Genomic DNA, 26,524 nt, shown 5'->3' with positions numbered 1-26,524 from the left:
CAACTGAGTTCAGTTGTACCACAGGGATACTGCGCAATGTGCTGCAGTGAGAAGTGATATTAGTGTTTGCGATTGTCGCCGCGCCATAATCATCACGGAAGCGAGAACCAGCCTGCGCTGGTGCAATTGTAAACAGTCCCATCTTTGTTCCTCAAATCTCACGCACAAGCGTGTTTCAGTGTCTATCTATCCGGATGCGTGTCCGGCCTCGTTCATGTAGTGAAAGCACCATGCAAAAAAATAACCGACGTAATAAGCGTCGGTTATGTTTTGTCTTTTGCAGGGCGCGTATTTTGCCCCAACTTAGGCCATCGACACAAGATGTTGGATCAATTCTTCTGCCGGTCAGGCGTTCTTTAACATCCAGTCAATTTCCGTGGCGGTGATCAGCCGTTCAAACTCGCGCAGTTCATACTGTTTGCAGCTGTGCCACACGCCGCTGAAACGCTCGCCAAGCAGCTTTTGCAGCGGATAGCTGTTTTCAAACTCATACAGCGCATCGCTCTGGCGAATCGGCAGTTCCAGCCCTTCCGCCTCGTGGCCATTGCCCTTCACCGGATGCGGTAAGGGTAGCTGATTATCCAGACCGTGCAAGATACCGGCAATAATTGCTGACACCACCAGATACGGATTGGCATCGGCGCCCGCCACACGGTACTCGACGCGATGGTTTTCTACATCGCCGCAGGGAATGCGCAGCGCCACCGTGCGGTTATTATGTCCCCATGACGCCTGCAGCGGCACAAACGCCTCCGGCAGGAAGCGACGAAACGCGTTGACGTTAGGTGCCAGCAGCGCCATTGATGCCGGCATCAGATCGATCATGCCAGCCAGCGCCCGCTTCAGCAGCGGCGAATCGCTGCCATCATCCAGCGCAAAGGCGTTGTGGTCGGCGGCATCCAGCATGCTGATGTGTACGTGCATACCGCTGCCCGCATACTCCTCATACGGCTTGGCCATAAACGTGGCGGTCATGCCGTGGTTTTCTGCCACCTGACGCACCAGCCGCTTCAGCAGAATGGCGTCGTCACAGGCTTTGAGGATATCGCGCGTATGGTGCAGGTTGATTTCGAACTGGCCCGGCGAGGCTTCCGCCAGCGCGCCGTCGGCGGGGATATTCTGCAGTTTCGCCAGCGCGTCAATATCGCGCAGTACGTCGGCGAAATGGTCGAGATTATCCAGCGAATACACCTGACTCTGCATGTTGCGCTCTTCACTACCCGGCGCACACGGCGGCTGAATATAGCCTTCGGCATCGCGCTTTTTGTCCACCAGATAGAACTCCAGCTCTACCGCTACCACCGGAAACAAACCGCGATTGCGCAGCTGTTGCCACAGCCGGTTCAGCACGTTTCGGGGTTCAACGTCAAAGGGAGTGCCATCTTGGTCGCACATGGTCAGCAGCAGCTGGGCGATACGTTGCGGGTCAGAGGCGGAAGGAATTAAGGTCCCGGGGACCGGTATGCAGAGGTTATCAGGTTCGCCGAGCGCCTGTCCGAGGCCGGCTTCCTCGACGGTGTTGCCGAGAATGTCCATGGCGAAAACCGAGGCCGGAAAGTAACACCCTTTTTCCAGCTTAGCTAACGCGGAGACGGGAATGCGTTTACCGCGAAATACCCCGTTGAGATCGTTTAACAGAATATCGACATACTGCGTTTCCGGATGGCGTTCCAGCCAGGTTTTCACCTCCAGCTGGAACGCGCTGGTTCGTTTTTCTTCACTGTGTCGCGTGAAGTCTTCTACTTCCACGAGGTTCGTCATCTTCCCACCCGCCCTATACCGTTTAAGATGGTTTGCACATGCTCAAAATAACAGCCACACCTCTAACATAGCTCTAACGCAAATGGTGTGCAAATGTAACAATTCTGTTTGAAGAACAACCAGACGGTTGCTAGATTGACAATATATTGCACACTTTTTCTACTTAGCGCGCAAAACCGGCGGAAATATTGAACAGCAGCGTGGAGAAGTAATGGGCATTATTTTTGACAAGCCTTTGATTGGCGTAGTGATGTGCCAGAACCCCATCGGCAACCACGTTGGGCAGACCGTGCATAACAAATACCTCGACGCCGTGGTGCTGGCTGGTGGCGTGCCGCTGCCTTTACCGCATCAGCTGATGCACGCGCCGCAGCTATTAGAAAACAGTATGACGCTGCTGGACGGCATTTTGCTCACCGGCAGCCCAAGCAATATTGAACCCTGGCATTACGGTGAAGAGGGTCATGAGGCGCATGCCGATCCGTCGCGTGACCGCTTGTCCTTTGCGCTTATCACCCACGCCAGCGGGAAAAAAATGCCGATGCTGGGCATCTGCCGCGGTTTGCAGGAGCTGGTGGTCGCCAACGGCGGCGCGCTGCATCGCCAGCTGCATCAGACGCACCTGTTTCAGGAGCACCGCGAAGATGACAGCCAGCCGCTGGAGCAGCAGTACGCGCCGGCGCATCTGGTGCAGCCCGAACCCGATGGCCTGCTGAGCCAGCTGCTGGGCAGCGCTGCAGCGTTCGCGGTCAATTCGCTGCACGGCCAGGGCATCCGCGAGCCTGGCCCGCAGTTACGCATTGAAGCCCGCGCACCGGATGGCCTGATCGAAGCCGTCAGCCTGCGCCAGCATCCGTTTGCGCTGGCGGTGCAATGGCATCCGGAGTGGCAATCCGATCGCGATCCGGTCTCGCGCCGTTTATTCGAGGCCTTTATCCACGCCGCAGCACGTTATCACAAGGAAAAGCAGCCATGAATGATGCCACTCTGGCGCCCGGACGACGCTTATCGCAAATCCGGCAGGAGTTGGGATTGTCTCAGCGTCGCGTCGCTGAGTTGTCAGGTTTAACACACAGCGCTATCAGCACCATTGAGCAGGATAAAGTCAGCCCGGCAGTCAGCACGTTACAAAAGCTACTCAAAGTGTATGGGCTGTCGCTGTCGGAGTTTTTCTCGGAGCCGAAAGAGAATGCCACGCCGCGCATCATCGTACGCCCGGATGATTGCGTTGAGATCGGCAGCCTCGGTGTTTCTTTACAGCTGATTGATAACGGTGCGGCGAAGCGTGCGCTGGCCATGCTGCTGGAGCGCTACGAGCCGGGGGCCAGCACCGGTGAAAAGCTGCGCCATCCGGGGGAAGAGACCGGCACGGTGCTGGAAGGGGAAATCACCCTGGTGGTGAACGGTCAGAGTTATCACCTTAACCGCGGCGAAAGCTACGTGATTGATACCGGTTTGCCGCACAGTTTTACCAATACGTCAGATCAGCCGTGTCGCATTGTCAGCGCGCATACGCCCGCCAATTTCTGAGTTCACGCGCTACAGGAGGTTATGATGCACCACGTGCAAAGTTATTACGCCGCGACCGCCAACGCGCACGCGCCGTGGCCGCAGCTGCAGGAGAGCATTCAGTGTGACGTCTGTATCATCGGCGGCGGGTTTACCGGGCTCTCTTCCGCGCTGTTTCTTACCGAAGCCGGTTACGATGTGGTGGTGCTGGAAGCGGCCCGCGTCGGCTTTGGCGCCAGCGGCCGCAACGGCGGCCAGGTGGTGAATTCCTACAGCCGCGATGTCGATGTCATCGAGCAACGCTACGGCAAACAGACTGCGCAGATGCTGGGCAGCATGATGTTCGAAGGGGCGGAGATTATCCGCGACCGCATCGATCGTTACGCCATCGCCTGCGACTATCGCCCCGGCGGCATTTTCGCAGCGCTCAATCAACGCCAGATGGGGCATCTGCGCAGCCAGCAGGCCAGCTGGGCGCGTTACGGCAACAGCGATCTGGAGCTGCTGGACGAGCGCGGTATCCGCCGTGAAGTGGCCACCGACCGTTACGTCGGCGGCCTGCTGGACCGGCGCGGCGGCCATCTGCACCCGCTCAATCTGGCGTTAGGTGAAGCCGAGGCAATTCGCCGGCACGGCGGCCGTATTTATGAGCAGTCGGCGGCGCTGGCAGTGACCTACGGCGCACCCAACCGGGTCAAAACCGCGCAGGGTGAAGTCAGCGCCACCTTTGTGATTTTTGCCGGCAACGCCTATCTGCCGTCACAGCTGGAACCGCGACTGGGGCGCAAAAGCATGCCGTGCGGCTCGCAGATCGTCACCACCGAGCCGCTGAGCCGCGATCAGGCGCTGGGGCTGATGCCCAATAACCACTGTGTGGAAGATTGTAACTATCTGCTGGATTACTTCCGCCTGACCGCCGACAACCGCCTGCTGTACGGCGGCGGCGTGGTGTATGGGGCGCGCGAACCGGAAGACATTGAGGCGTTGATCCGGCCCAAGCTGCTGCGCACCTTTCCACAGTTGCGCGACGTGAAGATCAGCCATCGCTGGAGCGGTAACTTCCTGCTCACGCTATCGCGCATGCCGCAGTTTGGTCAGCTGGAGAAGAATGTGTTCTTTATGCAGGGCGATAGCGGACATGGCGTGACCTGTACGCACCTCTCCGGCAAGCTGATCGCCGAAGTGCTGCGCGGCCATGCAGAGCGGTTTGATGCGTTTGCAAAGCTGCCGCACCTGCCGTTTCCCGGCGGAAGACGCTTTAAGGTGCCACTGACGGCGATGGGTGCGGCCTGGTATGCGTTAAGGGATCGGCTGGGGGTTTAGGTGGGTGCGGTTTGCTGCCCTCACCCCGGCCCTCTCCCACGGGGAGAGGGAGAAGGACGGTGCGTTCATCTGCAGGGAGAGGGAGAAGGACGGTGCCTTTATTTAAGTCGGGAGCAGTACCAGGAATGTGCGCTCGGGCGGTTCCCTCTCCCGCGGGCGGGAGAGGGTTAGGGTGAGGGCAACCCCGCACCGCCCCTACTCCAGCGGCATCTTCATCGGGTCATCGTAGCTGTATTCAAACCCCAGCTCGTGACAAATCTTCGAACCGTCAATCACCTTGCCGCTGGCGCGCACCGGCTCGGCAACAAACGTCGGTGGCACCAGGCCTAACTGCTTCGACACGCTCGGGTAAAAGCTGTCGCGTGACGGGTGTTTCGGAGCGCACAGGTTGTAAACGTGCCCGCCTTTTGGCGTTTGCAGCAGCAGCACAATCGCGTCGACCACATCATCAAGATGCACCAGGTTCACCGCGTGCGCGCCGTTTTCCAGGTTGGTTTTACCGGCGAGGAAACGCCCCGGATGACGATTCGGGCCGACCAGTCCGGCGAGACGCACGATATCCACGCTGGTGCCCGGCAGGCCATGCAGCCAGTTTTCCAGCTCCACCAGCGTTTTGCCCGCTACCGTCTCCGGCTGCAGCGCACTGCTCTCTTTTCTTACGCCGTCGCCGCTGCCGTATACCGAGGTAGAGCTGGTAAAGATGATGCGCGGCACTTTATTCGCCAGCGCGGTATCGACCACGTTCTGCACCGCCTGCATGTAATCTTCGCCGCCCTGCACGGTGCGGCTGGCAGGCAGCGTCACCACCAGCGCATCCACCGCCATCAGCGCGGCCAAATCGTCTGCTTCACACTCCAGCTCCGGTGACAGCACCAGCTGAAACGCATCAATACCACAGCGGCGCGCCGCATCGACGCCGTCCGGTGAGGTTTTGCTGCCGGTCACCTGCCAGCCGCGCGCTGACAGCGCCATCGCCAGCGGCATTCCCAGCCATCCCAGACCTACAATCGCGACCTTTTTCATATCGACTCCTGCTCTCCCGCGCTAAGACACCCCATCTTAGTGCCAGCGCGTCAGCCAGACCAGCGCAAACTGTTGCCGAAGGTTGCGAAAACTGACGTTAAAAAAGGGTTGCCAAGCGCCGCCATCTTCGTTAGGTTAATCAGCACGCAAATGAATACTCATTCAGCAACGGAATTTTTTATGACACGCGTTCAGTTCAACCACCATCATCACCATCACCCTGACTAGTCTTTCAGGCGATGTGTGCTGGAAGACGTTTAGGATCTTCCAGTGGTGCGAGCGCAAAGAGAGCCCCCGGAAGATCATCTTCCGGGGGTTTTTTTATGGGCGAACGCAACCCAAAACGCTTCAGACAGGATTGAATAAGAGGACAGGAACCATGTTAGATAACACCCGTTTACGCATAGCTATGCAGAAATCTGGCCGTTTGAGTGATGAATCACGCGAACTGCTGGCACGCTGCGGTATTAAAATTAACCTTCAGCAGCAGCGTCTGATTGCGTTTGCGGAGAACATGCCGATCGACATCCTGCGCGTGCGCGATGACGATATCCCTGGCCTGGTGATGGATGGCGTGGTCGACCTCGGTATCATTGGCGAAAACGTGCTGGAAGAGGAGCTGCTGACACGCCGCGCGCAGGGCGAAGACCCGCGCTACTTTACGCTGCGCCGCCTCGATTTCGGCGGTTGCCGCCTGTCACTGGCAATGCCAGTCGATGCCGAGTACACCGGTCCGCAATGCCTGAATAATGCCCGTATCGCCACCTCTTACCCGCACCTGCTGAAGAAATACCTTGATAAACAAGGCATCGCGTTTAAATCCTGCCTGCTGAACGGCTCTGTTGAAGTGGCACCGCGCGCCGGTCTGGCCGATGCCATTTGCGACCTGGTGTCTACCGGCGCCACGCTGGAAGCTAACGGCCTGCGTGAAGTTGAAGTGATCTACCGCTCTAAAGCGGTGCTGATTCAGCGCGATGGCGAACTGCCAGCGGCGAAACAGCAGCTGGTGGACACGCTGATGACGCGTATTCAGGGCGTGATTAAAGCGCGTGAATCCAAATACATCATGCTGCACGCTCCGAGCGAGCGGCTGGAAGAAGTCATCGCCCTGCTGCCGGGTGCCGAGCGCCCTACCGTGCTGCCGCTGGCCGGTGAAGTGAGCCGCGTGGCGATGCACATGGTGAGCAGCGAAACGCTGTTCTGGGAAACCATGGAAAAACTGAAGGCGCTTGGCGCCAGTTCGATCCTCGTGCTGCCAATTGAAAAAATGCTGGAGTAACCGATGAGCGCAATCATGCAACCTATCGACTGGCAGGCGTGCAGTGCCGAACAGCAGCAGGCGCTGCTGCAGCGTCCGGCAATCTCGGCATCGGCCAGCATCAGCGCCACCGTGCAGGACGTGCTGGTGCAGGTAAAACAGCAGGGCGACGCGGCGCTGCGGGCGTTTAGCGCGCGCTTCGACAAAGCCCAGGTGGAGAATCTGCGCGTGTCCGCCGCTGAGATGCAGGCGGCCGGCGAGCGGCTGAGCGACAGCTTAAAGCAGGCGATGGCAGACGCCATGGCGAATATCGAAACCTTCCACAACGCGCAGATTCTGCCGCCGGTGGACGTGGAAACTCAGCCGGGCGTGCGCTGCCAGCAGATCACCCGTCCGGTGAAGTCGGTCGGCCTGTATATTCCTGGCGGCTCGGCGCCGCTGTTCTCTACCGTGCTGATGCTGGCAACGCCGGCACGCATTGCCGGCTGCGGCCGTGTGGTACTGTGCTCGCCGCCGCCGATTGCCGATGAAATTCTGTACGCGGCGCAGCTGTGCGGCGTGCAGGAAGTGTTTCAGGTCGGCGGCGCGCAGGCGATTGCCGCCCTCGCCTTCGGCACAGAAAGCGTACCGAAAGTGGACAAGATTTTTGGCCCGGGCAACGCGTACGTGACCGAAGCGAAACGCCAGGTCAGCCAGCGTCTCGACGGCGCGGCGATCGACATGCCTGCCGGTCCGTCTGAAGTGCTGGTGATTGCCGACGAAGGCGCGACGCCGGCGTTTGTCGCTTCAGATTTGCTGTCGCAGGCCGAACACGGTCCGGATTCCCAGGTGATCCTGCTGACGCCTTCACGGCAGCTGGCCGACGCTGTGGCGCTGGCGGTTGAACAACAGCTGGCGCAGCTGCCGCGTGCCGCTACGGCCCGTCAGGCGCTGGAGAGCAGCCGCCTGATCGTGGCGCAGGATCTGGCGCAGTGCGTTGAGATTTCCAATCAGTACGGCCCGGAGCACCTGATTATTCAGACGCGCCAGCCGCGCGCGCTGGTTGAGGAGATCACCAGCGCCGGTTCGGTGTTCCTCGGCGACTGGTCGCCGGAATCCGCCGGTGATTATGCCTCCGGCACTAACCACGTGCTGCCGACCTATGGCTACACCGCGACCTGCTCCAGCCTTGGGCTGGCCGATTTCCAGAAACGCATGACGGTACAGGAGCTGACGCCGCAGGGCTTCCTCAACCTCGCCGCCACCATTGAAACCCTCGCCGCCGCGGAACAGCTGGACGCGCACAAAAATGCCGTGACCCTGCGCGTCGCCGCCCTGAAGGAGCAAGCATGAGCAACAACGTTGAAGATTTAGCCCGCGCCAACGTGCGCGCGCTGACGCCCTATCAGTCTGCTCGTCGCCTCGGTGGCAACGGTGACGTATGGCTGAATGCGAACGAATTTCCGCTGCCGGTGCCGTTTGAGCTGTCGCAGCAGACGCTGAACCGCTATCCGGAGTGCCAGCCAAAATTAGTCATTTCGCGCTACGCCGCCTATGCCGGCGTTCAGCCGGAGCAGGTGCTGGTGAGCCGCGGGGCGGATGAAGGGATTGAGCTGCTGATGCGCGCCTTCTGCGAACCGGGAAAAGACGCCATTCTGTTCTGCCCGCCGACCTACGGCATGTACAGCGTCAGCGCCGAAACCATCGGTATTGAGTACCGCACCGTGCCGGCACTGGATAACTGGCAGCTCAACCTGCCCGCCATCGCGGACCAGCTGGACGGCGTGAAAGTGGTGTACATGTGCAGCCCGAACAACCCGACCGGCAATCTGATTGTTCAGGATGACATCCGCCAGCTGCTGGCGATGACCGCCGGCAAAGCGCTGGTGGTGGCCGACGAAGCCTATATTGAGTTCTGCCCGCAAGCAACGCTGGCCGGCTGGCTGCAGGAGTTCCCGCATCTGGTGATTCTGCGCACGCTATCGAAAGCCTTTGCGCTGGCGGGCCTGCGCTGCGGCTTTACGCTGGCCAACAAGCCGGTGATCGATCTGCTGCTGAAGGTGATTGCACCTTACCCGCTGGCGACGCCGGTGGCCGACGTGGCGGCGCAGGCGCTGAGCGAGCAAGGCATCGCGCTGATGCGTCAGCACGCGCAGCAGCTTAACGACAACCGCGCCTGGCTGTGCGAACAGCTGCCGCAGCTGAGCGTAGTGCAGCAGGTCTTCCCGAGCGAGACTAACTATATTCTGGCGCGCTTCACCGACTCGCCAAAAGTGTTTAAAACGCTGTGGGATCAGGGCATTATTCTGCGCGACCAAAACAAAAACCCTGGCCTGGCGGGATGTCTGCGCATCTCCATCGGCACCCGTGAAGAGTGCGAGCGCCTGATCGCCGCGCTGCAAGCCTTATCTGTGGAGCAAGCATGAGTCAGAAGATCCTTTTTATCGACCGCGATGGCACCCTCATCTCTGAGCCGCCGACGGATTTTCAGGTGGACCGTATGGAGAAGCTGGCGTTTGAGAAGAACGCCATCCCGGCCCTGCTGGCGCTGCAGGAGGCGGGTTATCAGCTGGTGATGATCACCAACCAGGACGGCCTGGGCACTGAGCGCTTCCCGCAGGCCGATTTTGACGGCCCGCACAACCTGATGATGCAGATCCTGCGCTCACAGGGCGTGAACTTCAGCGACATCCTGATCTGCCCGCATCTGCCGGAAGAGAACTGCGACTGCCGCAAGCCAAAGACCAAAATGGTCGAAGCCTGGCTGGCCGACGGCGCGCTGGATACCGCCAACAGCTATGTGATTGGCGACCGTCTGACCGACATCCAGCTGGCGCAGAACATGGGCATTCAGGGCCTGCGCTACGGTGCGGAAGGCGAAGACTGGGACGCGATTCAGGCGCGCCTGACCAAACGCGACCGTCACGCGCTGGTGAACCGCAACACCAAAGAGACGCAGATTAAAGTGGAAGTGTGGCTGGATCGCGAAGGCGGCAGCAAAATTAACACCGGCGTCGGCTTCTTTGATCACATGCTGGATCAGATCGCCGTGCACGGCGGCTTCCGCATGAACATCGAGGTGAAAGGCGACCTGTATATCGACGATCACCACACGGTAGAAGACACCGGCCTGGCGCTGGGCGAAGCGCTGCTGAAGGCGCTGGGCGACAAGCGCGGCATCGGCCGCTTCGGCTTCGTGCTGCCAATGGATGAGTGCCTGGCGCGCTGCGCGCTGGATATCTCCGGCCGTCCGCACCTCGAATACAAAGCCGAGTTCAGCTATCAGCGCGTTGGCGACCTGAGCACCGAAATGGTCGAGCACTTCTTCCGCTCGCTGTCGTACGCCATGATGAGCACGCTGCACCTGAAAACCAAAGGCCGCAACGATCACCACCGCGTGGAAAGCCTGTTCAAAGCCTTTGGCCGCACGCTGCGTCAGGCGATTCGCGTTGAGGGCAACACCCTGCCGAGCTCGAAAGGAGTGCTGTAATGAACGTGGTGATTCTTGATACCGGCTGCGCCAACCTCTCTTCGGTTAAGTGGGCGATTGAGCGCCTTGGCTACACGCCCGCGGTGAGCCGCGATCCGGACGTGGTGCTGCGCGCCGACAAACTGTTTCTGCCCGGCGTCGGTACCGCGCGGGCGGCGATGGACCAGCTGCAGGAGCGCGAGCTGATCGAGCTGGTGAAAGCCTGCACCCAGCCGGTGCTCGGCATCTGTCTCGGCATGCAGCTGCTCGGACGCGGCAGCGATGAGAACGGCGGCGTCAGCACGCTCGGCATCGTTGATGAGCCGGTATCGCTGATGGATACCCAGGGGTTACCGCTGCCGCACATGGGCTGGAACCAGATCACCGCGCAGGCCGGCAATCACCTGTTCCGCAACATTCCGGACGGCAGCTACTTCTACTTTGTGCACAGCTACGCCATGCCGGTGAATGCCGCCACCATCGCCCAGTGCGACTATGGCCTGCCGTTCACCGCCGCCCTGCAGAAAGATAACTTCTTCGGCGTGCAGTTCCACCCGGAGCGCTCGGGTAAAGCCGGCGCGCAGCTGCTGAAAAACTTCCTGGAGATGTGATGATTATCCCCGCATTAGATTTGATCGACGGCAAAGTGGTGCGCCTGCATCAGGGCGACTACGGCCAGCAGCGCGATTACGGCAACGATCCCCTGCCGCGCCTGCAGGATTATGAACGCCAGGGCGCGGAAGTGTTACATCTGGTGGATTTGACCGGGGCTAAAGATCCGGCAAAGCGCCAGATCCCGCTGCTAACCACGCTTTTACGCGGCGTCAGCGTGCCGGTGCAGGTTGGTGGCGGTATTCGTCATCGTGACGATGTGGCCGCCCTGCTGGCAGCCGGTGCCACGCGCGTGGTGGTTGGCTCCACCGCAGTGAAGCAGCCGGAAGAAGTGAAAAGCTGGTTCAGCGAATTCGGTGCCGACGCCATTGTGCTGGCGCTTGACGTGCGCATTGACGCCAGCAATCGCAAAGAAGTGGCGATCAGCGGCTGGCAGGAAGCGGCAGGCGTGACGCTGGAAGAGGTGATTGGCTGGTATCAGCCGGTGGGCCTGAAACATGTGCTGTGCACTGATATTTCGCGCGACGGCACGCTGAGCGGTTCCAACGTGGCGCTGTATCAGGAAGTGTCCCAGGCGTTTCCGGACATCGCGTTCCAGTCTTCCGGCGGCATCGGTTCACTGGACGATATCGCCGCCCTGCGCGGCAGCGGTGCCCAGGGTGTGATTGTCGGTCGCGCCCTGCTGGAAGATAAATTTACGGTAGCGGAGGCAATTGCATGCTGGCAAAACGGATAATCCCCTGTCTGGACGTGCGTGACGGGCAAGTAGTGAAAGGCGTGCAGTTCCGCAACCACGAAATCATTGGCGACATCGTCCCGCTGGCGCAGCGCTATGCCCAGGAAGGCGCTGACGAACTGGTGTTTTACGATATCACCGCCTCTTCCGACGGCCGCGTGGTAGATAAAAGCTGGGTATCGCGCGTGGCGGAAGTGATCGATATTCCGTTCTGCGTCGCCGGGGGCATCAAAACCCCGGAAGATGCGGCGCGCATTCTGCAGTTTGGCGCAGATAAGATCTCCATCAACTCACCCGCGCTGGCCGATCCGACGCTGATTACCCGGCTGGCAGATCGCTTCGGTGTACAGTGCATTGTGGTGGGCATCGATACCTGGTTTGATGAAGCCAGCGGCAAGTATCACGTTAATCAGTATACCGGCGACGAAGCGCGCACCCGCGTTACCCAGTGGGAAACGCTGGACTGGGTAGAGGAAGTGCAGAAGCTGGGCGCTGGCGAGATCGTACTGAATATGATGAACCAGGACGGCGTGCGTAACGGCTACGACCTGGTGCAGCTGAAGAAGGTGCGTGACGTGTGTAAGGTGCCGCTGATCGCCTCCGGCGGCGCAGGAACCATGGCGCACTTCCTCGAAGCCTTCGAGCAGGCAAACGTCGACGGCGCGCTGGCGGCTTCGGTGTTTCACAAACAAATTATCAATATCGGCGAGTTGAAAAACTTCCTGATCGACAACGGTGTGGAGATTCGCGCGTGTTAACTGCAGAACAACTGGCCAGACTGGACTGGGCCAAAACCGCGGGCATGATGCCCGTCATCGTCCAGCACAACGTCTCCGGCGAAGTGCTGATGCACGGTTATATGAACGAGGACGCGCTGCACAAGACGCTGGCCGACGGCAACGTCACCTTCTTCTCCCGCACCAAAAACCGTTTATGGACCAAAGGCGAAACGTCGGGCCACTTCCTCAAAGTGGTCAGCATCACGCCGGATTGCGATAACGACACGCTGCTGGTGCTGGCCAATCCGATTGGCCCCACCTGCCATCTCGGTACCTCGAGCTGCTTTTCGCCTGCCGCACCGGACTGGACGTTCCTGTATCAGCTGGAGCAACTGCTGGCCTCGCGTAAAAGCGCCGATCCGGCCAGCTCCTATACGGCGAAGCTGTACGCCAGCGGCACCAAGCGCATCGCACAGAAGGTGGGAGAAGAAGGTGTTGAGACCGCGCTGGCTGCTACCGTCAATGACCGCCACGAACTGACTAACGAAGCCTCCGACCTGCTGTACCATCTGCTGGTGCTGCTGCAGGATCAGGAGCTGGATCTCAGCACCATCATCAACAACCTGCGCGCACGCCATAAGTAACAATTGTGCGCCATGCTGCTCAAAACGGGCTTTCTGGCTCGATTTTGAGCAGCATACTTCGCAAAAGAGTGCGATCAATTGCGCTTCATCAGAATGGAAACCTCCATGACCACGCATGAAAAACTGCTCGCCCTGCTCGATCAGCACAACGCCCGTTACCGACTCATGGAGCATGAAGCGACCGGTAAATGTGAAGCCGTGGCCGCGATTCGTGGCACGGAAGTGGGACAAGGTGCCAAAGCGCTGGTGTGTCACGTCAAGGGCAACGGCATCAAACAGCATGTGCTGGCGGTGCTACCGGCCGACCAGCAGGCCGACCTGAGTAAAGTGGCAGCCGCTGTGGGTGGCCGGCGCGCCTCGCTGGCCTCGCCGGCTGAGGTGGATGCGCTGACCGGCTGCGTGTTTGGCGCGATTCCGCCGTTTAGCTTTCATGCGGATTTACAGCTGGTGGTCGACCCGCTGCTGTTCAAGCGCTACGACGAAATTGCCTTTAACGCCGGGCTGCTGGAGAAGTCGGTGGTACTGCAGGTTGAGGATTACCGCGCACTGCACAATGGTAACGTGATGAAAATAATACTCTAATTGCCATACACCACGCTGAGCGGTACTCTCGATGACTTATCATCACGACAAAAGAAGACCGCAACTATGGCAAGTTCCCGTTTTACCGCCCGTCTGCGCCAGACGCTGGCACTGGCTGTGCTGGCAGGCTGCGCGTTCGGCGCTCAGGCAAAAATCGATCAGGTGCGTTTCGCCGTTGATCCTACCTATCCCCCTTTTGAATCCAAAACGCCGCAGGGCAAGTTAGTCGGGTTTGACATCGACCTCGGCAATGCGCTGTGCGCGCAGATGCAGGCCAAATGCGTGTGGGTCGAGAGCCAGTTCGACGGCATGATCCCGGCGCTGAAGGCGCGTAAGTTTGACGCCATCCTGTCGGATATGGGTATCACCGAAGAGCGTCTGAAGCAGATCGACTTCACCGTGCCGCTGTATGACACCCACACTCAGCTGATTGCGCGTAAAGGCTCCGGCCTGCTGCCCACCGCGGAATCGCTGAAAGGCAAAACCGTGGGCGTGGAACAGGGCACCGTGCAGGAGCGCTACGCGCTGGCGAAATGGCAGCCGCACGGCGTGAACGTGGTGCCGTATGGCGATCAGGCACAGGTTGAGAGCGACCTGATTTCCGGACGCCTTGACGTGGTGTTCACCGATGCCGCACAGGCCGCGAACGGCTTCCTGAAACATCCGCAGGGCAAAGATTTCGAGCTGGCTGGCCCGATTGTGCAGGATCCGATTATCGGCCCTGGCACCGCCATCGGCCTGCGCAAAGGCGACACCGAATTAAAAACCGCGCTGGATAACGCCTTCGCGGAAATCAAAAAGAACGGTACTTTTGATACCTTGCAGAAGAAGTATTTTGCGACGGATATCTCTATTAAGCAGTGATCGATGGGGCGGCGCATTTGCCGCCCTTTTTCCAGCAGAACTATAATTCCCTTCATCAATTTCATGCGGCGCGGCCACGAGCGTGCCCCAGACACAGGACATCGACTGCGTTATGCAACAACAACATCATCCTTTGTTAAGCGCGACGCTGGGCACCCAGCGGGAAATTGTCAGCTTCCACTTCGGCACCGACTCACAGCAGCGGGTGTATATTCAGGCGGCGCTGCACGGCGATGAGCTGCCGGGCATGGCGGTGGCGTGGTATCTCAAGCAGAAGCTGCTGGCGCTGGAGTCGGCGGGCAAGCTGAAAGCCAAAGTCACTTTGGTGCCGGTCGCGAATCCGCTCGCGCTGGGTCAGCACTGGCACGGCACTCACCTCGGACGTTTTCATACTCTTTCTGGTCAGGATTTTAACCGTCGCTTCCCGGCGCTGGGCGATACGCTGGCGGCTGAACTGGCGGGATCGCTGACACAGAGTGAATATGAAAACAAACGACTGATTCGCGACGCCATCGATCGTCACTACCGCGACCGCATCGCCAAAACCGAACTGGAGGCCCAGCGCTTCACCCTGATGCGCATGGCCAGCCAGGCAGACCTGATGATTGACCTGCACTGCGACTGGGATGCCTTGCCGCATCTTTACACCACACCGCACGCCTGGCCGGAGATTGAGCCGCTGGCGCGCTGGCTTGGCAGTGAAGTGCAGCTACTGGCGCAGATCTCCGGCGGAGAGCCTTTTGATGAAGCCTGCTGCGAACCCTGGCTAACACTGGCTGAGCGTTTTGGCAAGGACTACCCGATGCCGCGCGGCCTGCTGCCGGTGACGCTGGAACTGCGCGGCGTAGCCGATGTATCGCCGGAACAGGCGGAGAAAGATGCGGATGCGATTATCAATGCGCTGATTGAAGGGGGATATATTGCCGGAGAAATCGGAGACTCCCCTGCCCTGATCCATGCACCAACGCAACTGGCGGGCTGTGAGTACATCCACGCGCCACACTCCGGACTGCTGCTGAACCGCAGAAAATTAGGCGAGTGGATTAAAGCGGGCGAAGTGGTGGCGGAGATTGTCGACCCGATCAATGACTACGTGACACCGCTGGTGGCTGAGTTTGGCGGCGTGCTGTATGCACGAAACCTGACCAAGTTTGTCACGGCTGGAATGCTGGTGGTGAGGCTGGCGGGGGAAAATGCGGGACGAAAGGGGGAGTTGCTGGTGGTGTAGTTAACACCACCTACTGGCGAGTCGGTTCACCATCAGAACTAATCGCGTTTATTTTTAAACACAAAAAGTGATGATGTTGTGAAATTGACCGCCAGACCACACAGACTTCCTATGGCCACAGCGATAACCGGATATTGTGCAATCCAGGAAGAATTGTAAACGGAAATACTGTATGCAATATAGTTTACCGCACCACCAAAGAGCATAAAGAAGAGATAATTAGCAAACTCTTTTTTCTTACTTAATGCCGACGACCTCTCACGAAAAGTAAGTTGTCGGTTTAATATCCACGTAGTAACAACTGCAGCCATAAATGATATTAACCTTGCCCTATATAAACCCATGTAGTTTTTAAACAGATAAAGTACAAGTGCGTCGACTAAAAATCCAGCCACACCTACAAAGCCAAACAATATAAGTTTTTTCATAAAAAATTTTACAAAATAAGAATTAAGCCATGGCCAACTAAACCAAAAATTAGTTGGCCATATCAATTAAAAGGATATGCGTAAAGGTTTGATGCCCTTACTGTCCAGCCAGGTTATGCCCTCTTCGACCGGGATGATTAGTATACTCTCACCCTGATTAATCTTAGCAGGCAGTTTTATTATTAAATCAGCTTGTCCACCATGAGCATTTAAATGGGGCATGGTAACTCGCAAAAAATCTTGGTTAATAACTTTATTGCCAGGCCCTAATAACTGCACACCAACATTCAATGGATAATAAGTATTTTTCCCTACGGCTAAATCACTCTCATTAACGATAGTTACCATGAGTGTCTGGCCTGAAGTAGCGTCAACTGGCAATAAAAATGATTTAAGCTTTAAGGATAGACCTCCTTTTATTTTCGCTGATACACCAGGAACTAGAGGTCCGGTAAAATATGACCACTTGAGTGTATTTAAATCAAACTCACACAAACCCTGACGAATACTGTGAGCATCAGCGTATTTGAGCACTCTGGGCAGATAAGTATTTAGCGGGTTCTTTGCAAAGTCCCAATCTTTAGGATTGAAAGTGGAATAACCGTTAATAGTTCTCAGGTGGAAGATTTCAGCAATAAACATAGCATCAACATTGTGGGGGTAGAGATTAATGTCAATCTTATCGCTATCTACATCAAACTCGCCTTTTCGCTGCCCTAACACATAGAATGATTTACATTCAGCTGGGGGCACTGGCAAACTTTTTAAGAATGCCAGATTGTTTTTTCTATCGAAGTTAGCGCTATGCGAAATATTTATTTGCTCAGTAATAAGTAGTATGCTAAACAAGAATGCTAATGGTTTTGCTATCCGGACTATTCTGCCTGAGATAAATAACGTAGCTAAAAGCGCGAGTGGGAAGATGAGAAATAGCGCATAGCGCGAAGTAACCCTCATGCCTTTAGCGCCGGGAACAAATTTCCAGATATACTCCCATAGAAAAAAATCACCCTGTTTAATCATTACAGCAAATGATATAAACAATGCCAGAATTAAACTTGCAATTAATTTCGCCGATATATCCTTCTTTTTTATGAATAAAAAAGAACATGAGGCTACAATGAAAACCATCAGTATGAAGGGGGGAAATCCAACATTCAGTTCACCTACTCGCTGGACAGATGAAAAATGCCTGGTAAATAAAACATCGGCAATATTACCAAAAACAAAATTTGTTGAACCTGGATCGAGAAGATTACCAATTTTAGGCGCATAATAGGTTACAGAGTCCAGATTTTGCCCACCCGTTTCTTTAGCTTTGGGCAAGTAAACAATCAGAAAAGGAATCAGTGAGCCAATGAAAGAAACAACAGGTACAAAGATAGAGTAAAGCTCTAGATTTCCAAACAGTTTACGCCTTGCATCTTTATTAAAAATAACAGACGAAAAAAATATAAAAATGAAAAAAAGTGCGAAAAGAAGGTAAAACCAGGCCATATAGAAAGTCGTTATCAGCCAGGTTGATAAAAAAATAGCTGCGCAACTTCCGTTAATAATAGCCCCTTTTCTGTCTCCTAAAGTAAGAGCTGAAAAATATTTTAGAAGCAAGGCAGTTAATAACGGTGCAAAGGCCAGACTCAGCAATTGAGCATGATGCATTTGTACAGTCAGAGAGTTACTCAGGGTAAAAATTATTGAGCCTGCCAGCGAAGTATAAAAACCCAACTTTAATACATGATGTGTGAGATAAAAGAAAGATAAAAAACCCAGAGATTTTATAGAGACATTTACAAGTTCGGATGCTAGGAAAACGTCAAAACCTAGTAACTTATATATAGCGTAAATTATTCCAAAAATAAGATAGCCATCGTTATAGCCAAGAGTATCTTTATAGGGATAAAAGTAAGCTACTTGATTCCATTTTGCATGACCAGTTAAAACGTTGTACCAGTGATGTAAAATGCTAGTTTCAATCATGCCATCGAATCGACTACCTGTAACGAAATCAAAACCCGTTAATAGTTGAGTATGGAAAACAATACTGAAGGTCGCGATTAATGACAGAATAAAAAAAATGAATCTGACAATGCTGTTTGAAGTTAATTTCATCATAGTATAATTATATACGTTTTACAGGAACAGAAAGATAAGAAAGCCGCTTAAGTTCACGCCTTCCTACAGTCACGCTTTCAAGAATCAAACCGGTTACAAATGAAATCGCTGACAAAAGAATTAGTCCTGTCGAAAGCACCGCGGTTGGTAAGCGAGGAACAAGTCCCGTTTCAAAATAATAAATGGCGAGAGGAAAAGCTAAAATAATACCGGTAATACTGAAAATTAGCGCTAAAATTCCATAAAACATTAATGGGCGCTCAGTCGCGTATAGTCTGAGAATCATTTTAGCAATACGAAACCCATCTCTGTAAGTGCTCAATTTACTCTCAGATCCTTCCATTCTGGCACCATAAGGCGTATCAACTTCTCCATATGGCATTCTTAGCTCAAGAGCATGTACAGTAAGTTCTGTTTCTGTCTCAAAGCCTTTAGCCATTGCTGGGAATGATTTTACGTAGCGACGCGAAAAAACACGATACCCCGATAACATGTCAGAAAACTTGCCGCCGAATATACTTTTCACACAGCCTGTTAACATCTTATTACCAAACGTATGGCCTAGACGATATGCCTCTTTATCTTCATGCTTTCTAACGCCAACTACCATATCAAGACGTTCAGAAATCAACTTTTCAATCATTTTTGGAGCGCTTGCTGCATCATAGGTTGCATCGCCATCAGCCATAATATAAATGTCAGCAATAATATCTGCAAACATACGCCTGACAACGTTTCCTTTACCAGGTTCTTTAACAGTAAAAACTATGGCACCTGCCTCAATCGCTCTTTCTGCTGTATCATCACTTGAATTGTTATCAAAGACATAAATGGATGCGGATGGCAGATGTGCCCTGAAATCATTTATAACTTGCGAAATAGAAACGCCTTCATTATAGCAGGGTACAATAACTGCAATATCATAATCTGTTTGATCAATCATTTTTGGCAATCCATATCTAATAAATTTGCAATTTTCACTATTTTACTTCACTAATTTCAAGGCTAACTATGCCTACTCCTAACATCCGCAAATCTTCTCCAATATTAAGAGATTTTGGTGTGGTTGGCACGGGGGGAACAACAAAGATTTCATTTGAACTCTCATTCGAGTTAAATTCAACAGATTGAATTGACTCATTCTCATTTAATTTAATTTCGTGTGTCAGACCAGCATATTTAATCTTGACGCTGTTATTTGCATTAGGTCCAAAAGCATGGGCTTTAAAAGTAAGAATTAAGTGCTTTGGCAAGTCGCTTTTGAATCTTATTAATACTTCTTCGGCTTCATTTTTGTCAGACCAGCGTCCCCACACTTCATGTTGTGAAAGCCCCTCAATCTCCTCTATAAAAGGAGGATAATAAGACTTAGTAAAATCGATATTTAATTTCTTACCAGCAAAATCAATCTCCTGACGCTTACCATTTTCGAGTGAATTTATGAAGGCCATAAAAGAAGGCAACAAGACTTTATTACCATATCCACTCAAATGATCTCCATCAAAAAATAACGGCTTGCCATTTTTGTAGGCATTACAGCTAGTTTTATCACATAATGTCGGTAAAGGATCCCATATACTCAATGGAATAAATTTTTGTAATTCTGAATAACTGGCTAAAATCGGAGCACGATTATGTTCAATTGTCTCACGTGAAATTGAATCGCCTCCCTTGCAGATAGGATTTATCTTGTTGAACCAATCAGCGCATCGATAGACAGGGATCTTAAAAAGTGGCTTTGGTGCTTCAAAAACTATCTTCACACCTTTATCAACAAACGGTTTCAAAGCGTACTTAGCGTAGTCTATAGTACGCTTACGCCCTTGTTCAGCATGTTCACTAAAGAGTATTTCAGCATGCTGCTTATCGCCAAAATAGGCCCACTGGTCTACAAATCTTGGTAATCTTAATGAAGCCAAGAATAAAACGTCACCTGGCTTTATTCTTTTCACAATATCCTGAAGCGATGAATCTGAATATTGCTGACATTGAGGTACATCCAGATCTCTTTCCGGTGTAAAACTTAAGAACGGGCAGCCACCGTTATTATAGGCATAAATTGTCGTCTGTGTTTTTATAGCAAAACTTTTAAATAATCCTGAATAAGCCAGTGCATGTGAATCTCCAATAACGAAAACCTGATGTGAGTCTGAAGAAACAGGATTAAGGCAACCCTGCGGTTTATAGATTAGCAATAACCCACCATTCACATTAACATGCTCAGGCTCAGCTTGACATCCCGGATAGCCTTCAACAAACCCGCTCCCCTCTGGATACCAGTCCTGTGGAGATTTAGTTAATACACTTTGCGAAATTTTTCCGACATGCGAATCAACTTTTAAAGCAACCACATACGCTGCACTTATAACCAATATCCCTGTCGATAAAATCACCCAATTGTTTTTCTTAGCAATAAATCGTGAAGTGCGAACAGGTTTTTCAATAAAAAAGTAAGAGAAAAGCGAAAATAATGCTGTTATCAATAATGCAAGCAATTGCTGAAATACACTTTCTAATCCACAGGTCCAGCGAAACAATACAAAGACGGGCCAGTGCCATAGGTAGAGAGAAAATGAAAGCCTGCCCACAAATGTTAGAAAATTGTTGCTTAATAATTTATTAACGCCTGACAGCGCAACGCTAAAATAAAGGCTGAAAATTAGCCCAAGCGTACTAGTTGTTGCAAGTAATGCGCCAGGCATTGGGAAACGATTAGTATTTGTTATAACAAATGAAGCCAATAAACCTGCCAAAGAGAGAACACCAGTCACTCTTTTAAGCCAGATTATCCATTCGCATGAAATCAGCTGCTGCCTGAATGTGGACATGAACTGATATAACAGAACACCCGACGCTAACTCCCAAAAGCGACTAGGTGTAAAATAGTATGCCTGAGTCGGTTGTGTTACTGATAATTTAAAAGAGAGTACTAAAGAGGCTATACCAAGAATTAAGTAAATCAGGGAAGATATATATCTCTTGCCCGATGATAACCAAAAAATGTAAAAAAAAGGAAATATCAGGTAAAATTGCTCTTCGACACCCAGTGACCAGGTATGCGTAAATGGGTTGAAATCTGTTGTAGGTGCAAAATAATCTCTTCCTGTAGAAGCAAGGATGAAATTACTAAAACCAAAAAAAGCATATAAACCTGTTGACTGATTAACCCAACTTAACCACGATCCGGGAATTAACGCAGTGGATATAAAAAAAACAACCAGAAGCATAAAGATTAATGCAGGAAATATACGCTTTATTCTTCGACTATAAAATATTGCAAAGAATTGCAATATTGTGCTTCCCTGAAAGGCTGCAACCGAAGCACTGACAATAAAACCTGAAATAATAAAAAAAACATCTACACCAACAAAACCGCCAGGTAGTATTTTCGAATTCAGATGAAAAAGAACTACAGATAGTACTGCCAGGGCTCGTAATCCATCAATAAATGGATGGTAAGAAATATGTTTGTCTGAAACCTTTTGATTCATTCGCCAACACCATTTGAAAAGTTTTTATATTTTTAAACATTTTATGATAAAAGAAACCCGGCAAAGCCGGGTCATTTACAACTGTGCTTAATTAATCTAACCACTCGGTATGGAACACACCGTCTTTATCAATACGCTTATAAGTGTGTGCACCAAAGTAGTCGCGCTGAGCCTGAATCAGGTTGGCAGGCAGCACTTCTGAGCGATAGCTATCGTAGTATGCAATTGCCGCTGAGAAGGTTGGCGTTGGAATACCGTTCTGGATGGCATAAGAGACAACATCACGCAGCGCCTGCTGATATTCATCAGCGATGTTTTTGAAGTAGGGATCCAGCAACAGGTTTGCGATGTTAGCATCGGTCGCATAAGCATCAGTAATTTTCTGCAGGAACTGTGCACGGATGATGCAGCCAGCACGGAAGATCTTAGCGATTTCACCGTAATGCAGATTCCAGTTGTTCTCTTCTGAAGCCGCACGCAGCTGAGAGAAGCCCTGAGCATAAGAAACGATCTTACCCAGATACAGTGCTCGGCGCACTTTCTCAATGAACTCAGCTTTGTCACCGGTGAAGGCTTGCGCCTGAGGGCCGCTCAGCACTTTAGAAGCTGCAACACGCTGTGACTTGAGTGAAGAGAGGTAACGAGCAAATACTGACTCAGTGATCAGAGAAAGTGGCTCGCCAAGATCCAGAGAGCTCTGGCTGGTCCATTTACCGGTACCTTTGTTGGCTGCCTCATCCAGAATCACATCAACCAGGTATTTACCGTCTTCATCTTTCTTGGTGAAGATATCTTTGGTGATGTCGATCAGGTAGCTGCTCAGTTCACCGTTGTTCCAGTCAGTGAAGGTTTTAGCCAGCTCTTCATTGTTCAGTCCGAGTGCGCCTTTTAGCAAAGCGTATGCTTCTGCAATCAGTTGCATATCGCCATACTCGATACCGTTGTGCACCATCTTCACGTAGTGGCCTGCACCGTCCGGACCGATGTAAGTAACGCAGGCTTCACCGTCTTCTGCACGCGCGGCAATTTTATCCAGAATTGGCGCTACGAGTTCATACGCTTCTTTCTGACCGCCAGGCATGATCGATGGGCCTTTCAGTGCGCCCTCTTCGCCGCCGGAGACACCGGTACCGATGAAGTTGAAGCCCTGATCAGACAGTTCTTTATTACGACGGATAGTGTCTTTATAGAAGGTGTTACCACCATCAATCAGGATGTCGCCCTTATCAAGGTGTGGCGTTAGTGAAGCGATGGTTTTGTCTGTCGCTTCACCTGCCTGTACCATCAGAAGGATGCGGCGGGGTTTTTCTAACGACTCGACAAAATCTTCCACGGAGTAATAAGGAGCAAGTTTTTTGCCCTGATTTTCAGCGATAACTTCATCAGTCTTTTCACGTGAACGGTTAAAGATTGAGACTGTGTAACCGCGGCTTTCGATGTTAAGAGCAAGGTTGCGCCCCATCACTGCCATACCTACAACGCCGATCTGTTGCTTGGACATTACATACTCCTGTCTGTGGTCTCGCTAGGTGTTACCAGTAACACCATTCAGTAAGTGACTAATATGTTAACTCATGAGAGGTGATAAGAGGTAATTATTGATGCTTTTTAAGAAATGCAGCGAGTGATGAAATTTACTTATTTAACAGGGACATATAAAAACCTGCATAACTTTCAATCATCTTGTCCGCTGTAAAAAGTTTTTCGAATCGTTGTTGAGCAGCCTGGCCAAAGGTATGAGCCTTCTCTGGGTTGAACCAGATCTCATCCATAGCTTTGCGTAAAGCCCTGGGGTCTGAAGGCGGGACAACCAGACCGGTAAGGCCGTCAATGTTGATGAAAGTAGTACCGGTTCCAATTTCGCTTGAAATCAGTGGTTTTGAGTACAAAGCCCCTTCAAGCAAAGAAATACCAAAAGCTTCTGAACGAAGATGTGAAGGAAAAACTAAGCAAGTGCAAAGCTGTAATAACGCAGATTTATCGTCATCCTGTAATGCACCAAGGAAATGAATATTGTCGATACCCAACGACTGGGCTTGCGCTTTCAGTTCAGATTCGATGGGTCCCGCACCAACAATGACAACAGGATAATCACTACCAGCGACAGCATCGATGAGTATGTGAAGCCCTTTATAGTAACGAAAAGTCCCAATGAAAAGAAAAAAGCCGTTAGGGAATCGCTGGGACCACTTTTCTAATACCTGGGGATCATTGTTTTGATAAAAACTTTCATTCAGACCATAGGGAATGACCTTAACTTTATCTTTAAATTTTTGCAGAATCGGGCTACTTTCGACATAATTTGGTGATGCAGCAACAATGCAATCTACACTGGAAAGGAACCTATTCATCAATGGTGTATAAAGTTTTAGCAGGGCCTTTTGTTTAACAATATCGGAATGATAGCTTACGATCGATGGCTTTTTTGTAAAATTCGAGAAATGCAGGATATCCATAAACGGATAGGGAAAATGATAATGAATAATGTCTGACTTATCAGCAAGCTCTCTGAATTTTTTAAACGAGGAAAAAGAAAAAGGGGTTGAAGCAGCTTCAAAACTTGTCTTATTACGAATGATTAAATGATTATCAAGAGAAGCTTCCCCAGACTCATTTGGCGTATGGGTAAAAACTGTTGAAGAGATATCTCTTGTAACGCCGCCTTCAGCAAGTTGATAGATAACTTGTTCAATACCGCCAAATGTATCGGGATAATAAGTTTTATAACAGTGAAGAACTTTTATCATATTAATTTAAAAACCTGATCATACGCTTCTATCGTTTTATCGGCACATAATGACCACGAATAATTTCGGGCCTGACTAAGACCCCCGGATCATTTCCTGTTTTAACTTCTCATCATTAATCATTATTTTTAGATAATGCGTTAGCAATTCTATGTCTTCCGGTTCATGCATTAGCGCGGCGTCTCCAACAACTTCAGGTAATGAAGTTGCATTTGAACAAATAACGGGAGTACCAGATGACATAGCCTCCAGTACTGGTAATCCAAACCCTTCATAAATCGAAGGGAAGAGAAAACAGTTAGCAGCACTATAGAGCATAGGTAAATCGTTACTTGATACAAAGCCTAAATATTTCAACCACCCTTCCCGCTCGCCTTTGTCAAAAAGACGAAAGAGCTCTTCATTTTCCCAGCCTTTATATCCGCTAATAACGAGTGGGAAATTGTTCTTCTCTTGTGATGATAAGCGATCATATGCACGAAGAAGCGTTAAAATATTCTTTCTGGGTTCGATTGTACCAGTGTAAAGAAAGAAGCGACGCCATTTTAGATCATACTTATCCAATACTGCGTGAACATCTTCTTGAGTGCGCGAATGAAATTGATGATTACACGCCAGTGGTGCAACTAAGATTTTCTTTTCATCCAACGAAAAAAATTCCATTACTTCATTTTTTGTAAAATATGAATCCGTTATCAATACCGAAGCACGCTTTACAGTATTACGCAGTTCTTTTTGCAAGAGATGTACTCTCCCAGCAGGATGGAACTGTGGCCAATGAAATACTGACAGATCGTGAAAAGTCGCAACACAATTTTTAACACGCGGAGGAAGATAATAATTAGGACTATGGTAAATGTGTTCTTGGAATTTTTTAAGTGCCCGGGTCTTTAGATGAGGAAAAACAAGGCGATACACTTCACTAACTATTTTGCTTTTTTGTAATTCTCGTTTTAGCGACTGAACGGATTGCGAAGATTCACCTGCAACCGCCAATGAATCTCTTATTCTTGTTCCATGCAAAAAAGTAAGCGATAGTTTATCTTCCCGTTGCTGGAGTTGTTTCGCCAGTTCAAAAGCATAACGCCCAATACCCGTTAAAGGGTATTTTATGCAATCAGTCGAGAAAACAACCTCTAGCTTTTTATTTCCAGCATCCATTTCAGAGTTTCCCTAAGTGGTACTTTTTGCATTTCATGACCAATCAGACGATTCAGCAACGAAATATCACCGCACAACTCTTTGATTTCATTTGGTCTAACAAAACCAGGATTAACCTCAACAGTTATGGAGTGACCGGTAATGTCTTCACAAAGGCTAATAACATCTCTAAGTGAGTGCATCTTTCCAGTAGCAACATTGACCACTTTCCCAAAAGCTTTACACTTCAGTAATTCAGCATAGCATTTAACTAAATCTCGTACATCTGAGAAGTCACGCCATACATCTATATTACCAAGTTCAATAACGCTTTTGCGTTCGCGGAAATGTTTGACAATTTTAGGAATTAAAAAATTCTCAGCTTGCCCTACTCCCGTATAGTTAAAAGGACGAGTAATAATTAATGGCAATTTATCTTTAAACAGATTAGCCATGTATTCCATAGCAAGTTTGCTAACGGCATAATCATTGGCAGGATTCGGAAGCGTTGATTCATCGAGCTTACCAGCAATATTATTTCCATAAACGTTTGCGCTACTGGCCACTAATACGGCTTCAGGCTTTTTCTTTGTTTCTGTTAACGCACATAGCAAGTTGCGCGTGCCGGAAAGATTGACATCATAGAATGCGTTCGGATTTGAGTGACCAACAAAAGCAATTGCTGCCAGATGAACGACTACATCGGGACTTATACAATCTACTGCGTTTTTAACTTGAATATTATCTGTGAGATCTACCTGAAAATAGTTATCGATATTATCCGAGCAAGCTGAACCCAGGCCATAAACATCATATCCAGCAGCGGAAAGTTCCGCTGCCATATAATGGCCAGTAAAGCCCTTGATCCCGGTGATCAATGCTTTTTTGCCATTAGTCAT

Annotated in this window: 25 protein-coding genes and 1 other annotated feature; of the genes, 15 read left to right on the top strand and 10 right to left on the bottom strand. The window is 51.4% G+C overall.

The window, feature by feature from the left end:
- Positions 1-345 precede the first annotated feature (345 nt).
- Entirely contained in the window at positions 346-1,761 is a 1,416-nt protein-coding gene (locus tag K7H94_RS07110) for a glutamine synthetase family protein (protein ID WP_021509364.1), read from the bottom strand.
- Between the two features lie 211 nt (positions 1,762-1,972).
- Here K7H94_RS07110 and puuD point away from each other — a divergent pair, with 211 nt between their 5' ends.
- Genes puuD through K7H94_RS07095 form a run of 3 tightly spaced genes read left to right on the top strand, consistent with a single transcriptional unit; the run spans position 1,973 to position 4,593 of the window.
- Entirely contained in the window at positions 1,973-2,737 is a 765-nt protein-coding gene (gene puuD / locus K7H94_RS07105) for a gamma-glutamyl-gamma-aminobutyrate hydrolase (protein ID WP_021509363.1), read from the top strand.
- The gene (gene puuR / locus K7H94_RS07100) at positions 2,734-3,291 is read left to right on the top strand and encodes an HTH-type transcriptional regulator PuuR (RefSeq protein WP_058757319.1); all 558 of its coding nucleotides are present in this window, start codon (positions 2,734-2,736) and stop codon (positions 3,289-3,291) included. The genes puuD and puuR overlap by 4 nt, the downstream gene beginning before the upstream one ends.
- Before the next feature lie 21 nt (positions 3,292-3,312).
- Positions 3,313-4,593: an NAD(P)/FAD-dependent oxidoreductase gene (locus K7H94_RS07095; protein WP_058771096.1), complete on the top strand. Its 1,281-nt coding sequence runs from the start codon at positions 3,313-3,315 to the stop codon at positions 4,591-4,593.
- A 195-nt stretch (positions 4,594-4,788) separates the two neighbouring features.
- Here the strand turns inward: K7H94_RS07095 and K7H94_RS07090 are convergent, their stop codons facing one another.
- Positions 4,789-5,616, bottom strand: coding sequence for an SDR family oxidoreductase (locus K7H94_RS07090; protein WP_222951871.1), 828 nt, complete (start codon positions 5,614-5,616; stop codon positions 4,789-4,791).
- A gap of 180 nt (positions 5,617-5,796) precedes the next feature.
- Here K7H94_RS07090 and hisL point away from each other — a divergent pair, with 180 nt between their 5' ends.
- From hisL to K7H94_RS07030, 12 genes are all read left to right on the top strand, one after another.
- A complete protein-coding gene (gene hisL / locus K7H94_RS07085; RefSeq protein WP_100396937.1) occupies positions 5,797-5,844 on the top strand; it encodes a his operon leader peptide in 48 nt (15 codons plus the stop codon).
- Positions 5,820-5,941 (top strand) — a sequence feature (His leader region). Its footprint overlaps the gene before it by 25 nt.
- A 54-nt stretch (positions 5,942-5,995) precedes the next feature.
- On the top strand, positions 5,996-6,895 hold the full coding sequence (gene hisG, locus K7H94_RS07080; RefSeq protein WP_222951870.1) for an ATP phosphoribosyltransferase: 900 nt from the start codon (positions 5,996-5,998) through the stop codon (positions 6,893-6,895).
- Positions 6,896-6,898: 3 nt separating this feature from the next.
- Positions 6,899-8,206: a histidinol dehydrogenase gene (gene hisD, locus K7H94_RS07075; protein ID WP_222951869.1), complete on the top strand. Its 1,308-nt coding sequence runs from the start codon at positions 6,899-6,901 to the stop codon at positions 8,204-8,206.
- Positions 8,203-9,279, top strand: coding sequence for a histidinol-phosphate transaminase (gene hisC, locus K7H94_RS07070; RefSeq protein ID WP_222951868.1), 1,077 nt, complete (start codon positions 8,203-8,205; stop codon positions 9,277-9,279). Before hisD ends, hisC begins: the two co-directional genes overlap by 4 nt.
- Positions 9,276-10,343 carry a bifunctional histidinol-phosphatase/imidazoleglycerol-phosphate dehydratase HisB gene (gene hisB / locus K7H94_RS07065; RefSeq protein WP_021509354.1) on the top strand — a complete coding sequence of 356 codons (1,068 nt, stop codon included), beginning with the start codon at positions 9,276-9,278 and terminating at the stop codon, positions 10,341-10,343. The genes hisC and hisB overlap by 4 nt, the downstream gene beginning before the upstream one ends.
- On the top strand, positions 10,343-10,933 hold the full coding sequence (gene hisH, locus K7H94_RS07060; RefSeq protein WP_010617671.1) for an imidazole glycerol phosphate synthase subunit HisH: 591 nt from the start codon (positions 10,343-10,345) through the stop codon (positions 10,931-10,933). The genes hisB and hisH overlap by 1 nt, the downstream gene beginning before the upstream one ends.
- Complete coding sequence (hisA, locus tag K7H94_RS07055; RefSeq protein ID WP_059011594.1) at positions 10,933-11,670, top strand: 1-(5-phosphoribosyl)-5-[(5-phosphoribosylamino)methylideneamino]imidazole-4-carboxamide isomerase; 738 nt, start codon at positions 10,933-10,935, stop codon at positions 11,668-11,670. Before hisH ends, hisA begins: the two co-directional genes overlap by 1 nt.
- A complete protein-coding gene (gene hisF / locus K7H94_RS07050; RefSeq protein WP_021509351.1) occupies positions 11,652-12,428 on the top strand; it encodes an imidazole glycerol phosphate synthase subunit HisF in 777 nt (258 codons plus the stop codon). Before hisA ends, hisF begins: the two co-directional genes overlap by 19 nt.
- On the top strand, positions 12,422-13,033 hold the full coding sequence (gene hisIE / locus K7H94_RS07045) for a bifunctional phosphoribosyl-AMP cyclohydrolase/phosphoribosyl-ATP diphosphatase HisIE (RefSeq protein ID WP_021509350.1): 612 nt from the start codon (positions 12,422-12,424) through the stop codon (positions 13,031-13,033). The genes hisF and hisIE overlap by 7 nt, the downstream gene beginning before the upstream one ends.
- Positions 13,034-13,138: 105 nt before the next feature.
- Positions 13,139-13,615 carry a YbaK/prolyl-tRNA synthetase associated domain-containing protein gene (locus K7H94_RS07040; RefSeq protein WP_222951867.1) on the top strand — a complete coding sequence of 159 codons (477 nt, stop codon included), beginning with the start codon at positions 13,139-13,141 and terminating at the stop codon, positions 13,613-13,615.
- Between the two features lie 66 nt (positions 13,616-13,681).
- On the top strand, positions 13,682-14,479 hold the full coding sequence (locus K7H94_RS07035; RefSeq protein WP_021509348.1) for an ABC transporter substrate-binding protein: 798 nt from the start codon (positions 13,682-13,684) through the stop codon (positions 14,477-14,479).
- A 112-nt stretch (positions 14,480-14,591) separates the two neighbouring features.
- Positions 14,592-15,707: a succinylglutamate desuccinylase/aspartoacylase family protein gene (locus tag K7H94_RS07030; RefSeq protein ID WP_159378493.1), complete on the top strand. Its 1,116-nt coding sequence runs from the start codon at positions 14,592-14,594 to the stop codon at positions 15,705-15,707.
- 38 nt (positions 15,708-15,745) lie between these two features.
- On the opposite strand, the gene K7H94_RS07025 is transcribed toward K7H94_RS07030, so the two are convergent.
- The 8 genes from K7H94_RS07025 to K7H94_RS06990 all read right to left on the bottom strand — a co-directional run bounded on the left by K7H94_RS07025 (position 15,746) and on the right by K7H94_RS06990 (position 26,524).
- On the bottom strand, positions 15,746-16,135 hold the full coding sequence (locus tag K7H94_RS07025) for a GtrA family protein (protein ID WP_222951866.1): 390 nt from the start codon (positions 16,133-16,135) through the stop codon (positions 15,746-15,748).
- 66 nt (positions 16,136-16,201) lie between these two features.
- Positions 16,202-18,247, bottom strand: coding sequence for a glycosyltransferase family protein (locus K7H94_RS07020; RefSeq protein ID WP_222951865.1), 2,046 nt, complete (start codon positions 18,245-18,247; stop codon positions 16,202-16,204).
- 7 nt (positions 18,248-18,254) lie between these two features.
- Complete coding sequence (locus tag K7H94_RS07015) at positions 18,255-19,190, bottom strand: glycosyltransferase family 2 protein (RefSeq protein WP_222951864.1); 936 nt, start codon at positions 19,188-19,190, stop codon at positions 18,255-18,257.
- Positions 19,191-19,227: 37 nt separating this feature from the next.
- A complete protein-coding gene (locus K7H94_RS07010) occupies positions 19,228-21,738 on the bottom strand; it encodes an acyltransferase family protein (RefSeq protein ID WP_222951863.1) in 2,511 nt (836 codons plus the stop codon).
- Positions 21,739-21,829: 91 nt separating this feature from the next.
- Positions 21,830-23,239, bottom strand: a complete 1,410-nt coding sequence (gndA, locus tag K7H94_RS07005; protein WP_222951862.1) for an NADP-dependent phosphogluconate dehydrogenase — start codon at positions 23,237-23,239, stop codon at positions 21,830-21,832.
- A 133-nt stretch (positions 23,240-23,372) separates the two neighbouring features.
- Positions 23,373-24,485 carry a glycosyltransferase family 4 protein gene (locus K7H94_RS07000; protein ID WP_276523018.1) on the bottom strand — a complete coding sequence of 371 codons (1,113 nt, stop codon included), beginning with the start codon at positions 24,483-24,485 and terminating at the stop codon, positions 23,373-23,375.
- Between the two features lie 75 nt (positions 24,486-24,560).
- Positions 24,561-25,646 (bottom strand): glycosyltransferase family 4 protein, encoded by a 1,086-nt coding sequence (locus K7H94_RS06995; protein ID WP_338047733.1) that lies wholly within the window; start codon positions 25,644-25,646, stop codon positions 24,561-24,563.
- Complete coding sequence (locus K7H94_RS06990) at positions 25,622-26,524, bottom strand: GDP-mannose 4,6-dehydratase (RefSeq protein ID WP_222951861.1); 903 nt, start codon at positions 26,522-26,524, stop codon at positions 25,622-25,624. Before K7H94_RS06990 ends, K7H94_RS06995 begins: the two co-directional genes overlap by 25 nt.

The sequence above is a fragment of the Pantoea dispersa genome (genome assembly GCF_019890955.1).
Lineage (GTDB): Bacteria > Pseudomonadota > Gammaproteobacteria > Enterobacterales > Enterobacteriaceae > Pantoea > Pantoea dispersa.
Note: the sequence above shows the minus strand (reverse complement) of the source record. Positions and strands in the feature narration are given on the sequence as shown.

What these genes read in the sequence shown, in the direction of transcription:
- hisC (WP_222951868.1), top strand. Translation starts at nt 8,203, where the DNA reads ATGAGCAACAACGTTGAAGATTTAGCCCGCGCCAACGTGCGCGCGCTG.
- K7H94_RS07020 (WP_222951865.1), bottom strand. Translation starts at nt 18,247, where the DNA reads ATGATGAAATTAACTTCAAACAGCATTGTCAGATTCATTTTTTTTATT.
- gndA (WP_222951862.1), bottom strand. Translation starts at nt 23,239, where the DNA reads ATGTCCAAGCAACAGATCGGCGTTGTAGGTATGGCAGTGATGGGGCGC.
- puuR (WP_058757319.1), top strand. Translation starts at nt 2,734, where the DNA reads ATGAATGATGCCACTCTGGCGCCCGGACGACGCTTATCGCAAATCCGG.
- K7H94_RS07000 (WP_276523018.1), bottom strand. Translation starts at nt 24,485, where the DNA reads ATGATAAAAGTTCTTCACTGTTATAAAACTTATTATCCCGATACATTT.
- K7H94_RS07110 (WP_021509364.1), bottom strand. Translation starts at nt 1,761, where the DNA reads ATGACGAACCTCGTGGAAGTAGAAGACTTCACGCGACACAGTGAAGAA.
- K7H94_RS06990 (WP_222951861.1), bottom strand. Translation starts at nt 26,524, where the DNA reads ATGACTAATGGCAAAAAAGCATTGATCACCGGGATCAAGGGCTTTACT.
- K7H94_RS07035 (WP_021509348.1), top strand. Translation starts at nt 13,682, where the DNA reads ATGGCAAGTTCCCGTTTTACCGCCCGTCTGCGCCAGACGCTGGCACTG.
- K7H94_RS07095 (WP_058771096.1), top strand. Translation starts at nt 3,313, where the DNA reads ATGATGCACCACGTGCAAAGTTATTACGCCGCGACCGCCAACGCGCAC.
- K7H94_RS07090 (WP_222951871.1), bottom strand. Translation starts at nt 5,616, where the DNA reads ATGAAAAAGGTCGCGATTGTAGGTCTGGGATGGCTGGGAATGCCGCTG.
- hisB (WP_021509354.1), top strand. Translation starts at nt 9,276, where the DNA reads ATGAGTCAGAAGATCCTTTTTATCGACCGCGATGGCACCCTCATCTCT.
- K7H94_RS07015 (WP_222951864.1), bottom strand. Translation starts at nt 19,190, where the DNA reads ATGATTGATCAAACAGATTATGATATTGCAGTTATTGTACCCTGCTAT.
- K7H94_RS07040 (WP_222951867.1), top strand. Translation starts at nt 13,139, where the DNA reads ATGACCACGCATGAAAAACTGCTCGCCCTGCTCGATCAGCACAACGCC.
- K7H94_RS06995 (WP_338047733.1), bottom strand. Translation starts at nt 25,646, where the DNA reads ATGGATGCTGGAAATAAAAAGCTAGAGGTTGTTTTCTCGACTGATTGC.
- hisG (WP_222951870.1), top strand. Translation starts at nt 5,996, where the DNA reads ATGTTAGATAACACCCGTTTACGCATAGCTATGCAGAAATCTGGCCGT.
- K7H94_RS07010 (WP_222951863.1), bottom strand. Translation starts at nt 21,738, where the DNA reads ATGAATCAAAAGGTTTCAGACAAACATATTTCTTACCATCCATTTATT.
- hisF (WP_021509351.1), top strand. Translation starts at nt 11,652, where the DNA reads ATGCTGGCAAAACGGATAATCCCCTGTCTGGACGTGCGTGACGGGCAA.
- hisA (WP_059011594.1), top strand. Translation starts at nt 10,933, where the DNA reads ATGATTATCCCCGCATTAGATTTGATCGACGGCAAAGTGGTGCGCCTG.
- puuD (WP_021509363.1), top strand. Translation starts at nt 1,973, where the DNA reads ATGGGCATTATTTTTGACAAGCCTTTGATTGGCGTAGTGATGTGCCAG.
- hisD (WP_222951869.1), top strand. Translation starts at nt 6,899, where the DNA reads ATGAGCGCAATCATGCAACCTATCGACTGGCAGGCGTGCAGTGCCGAA.
- K7H94_RS07025 (WP_222951866.1), bottom strand. Translation starts at nt 16,135, where the DNA reads ATGAAAAAACTTATATTGTTTGGCTTTGTAGGTGTGGCTGGATTTTTA.
- K7H94_RS07030 (WP_159378493.1), top strand. Translation starts at nt 14,592, where the DNA reads ATGCAACAACAACATCATCCTTTGTTAAGCGCGACGCTGGGCACCCAG.
- hisH (WP_010617671.1), top strand. Translation starts at nt 10,343, where the DNA reads ATGAACGTGGTGATTCTTGATACCGGCTGCGCCAACCTCTCTTCGGTT.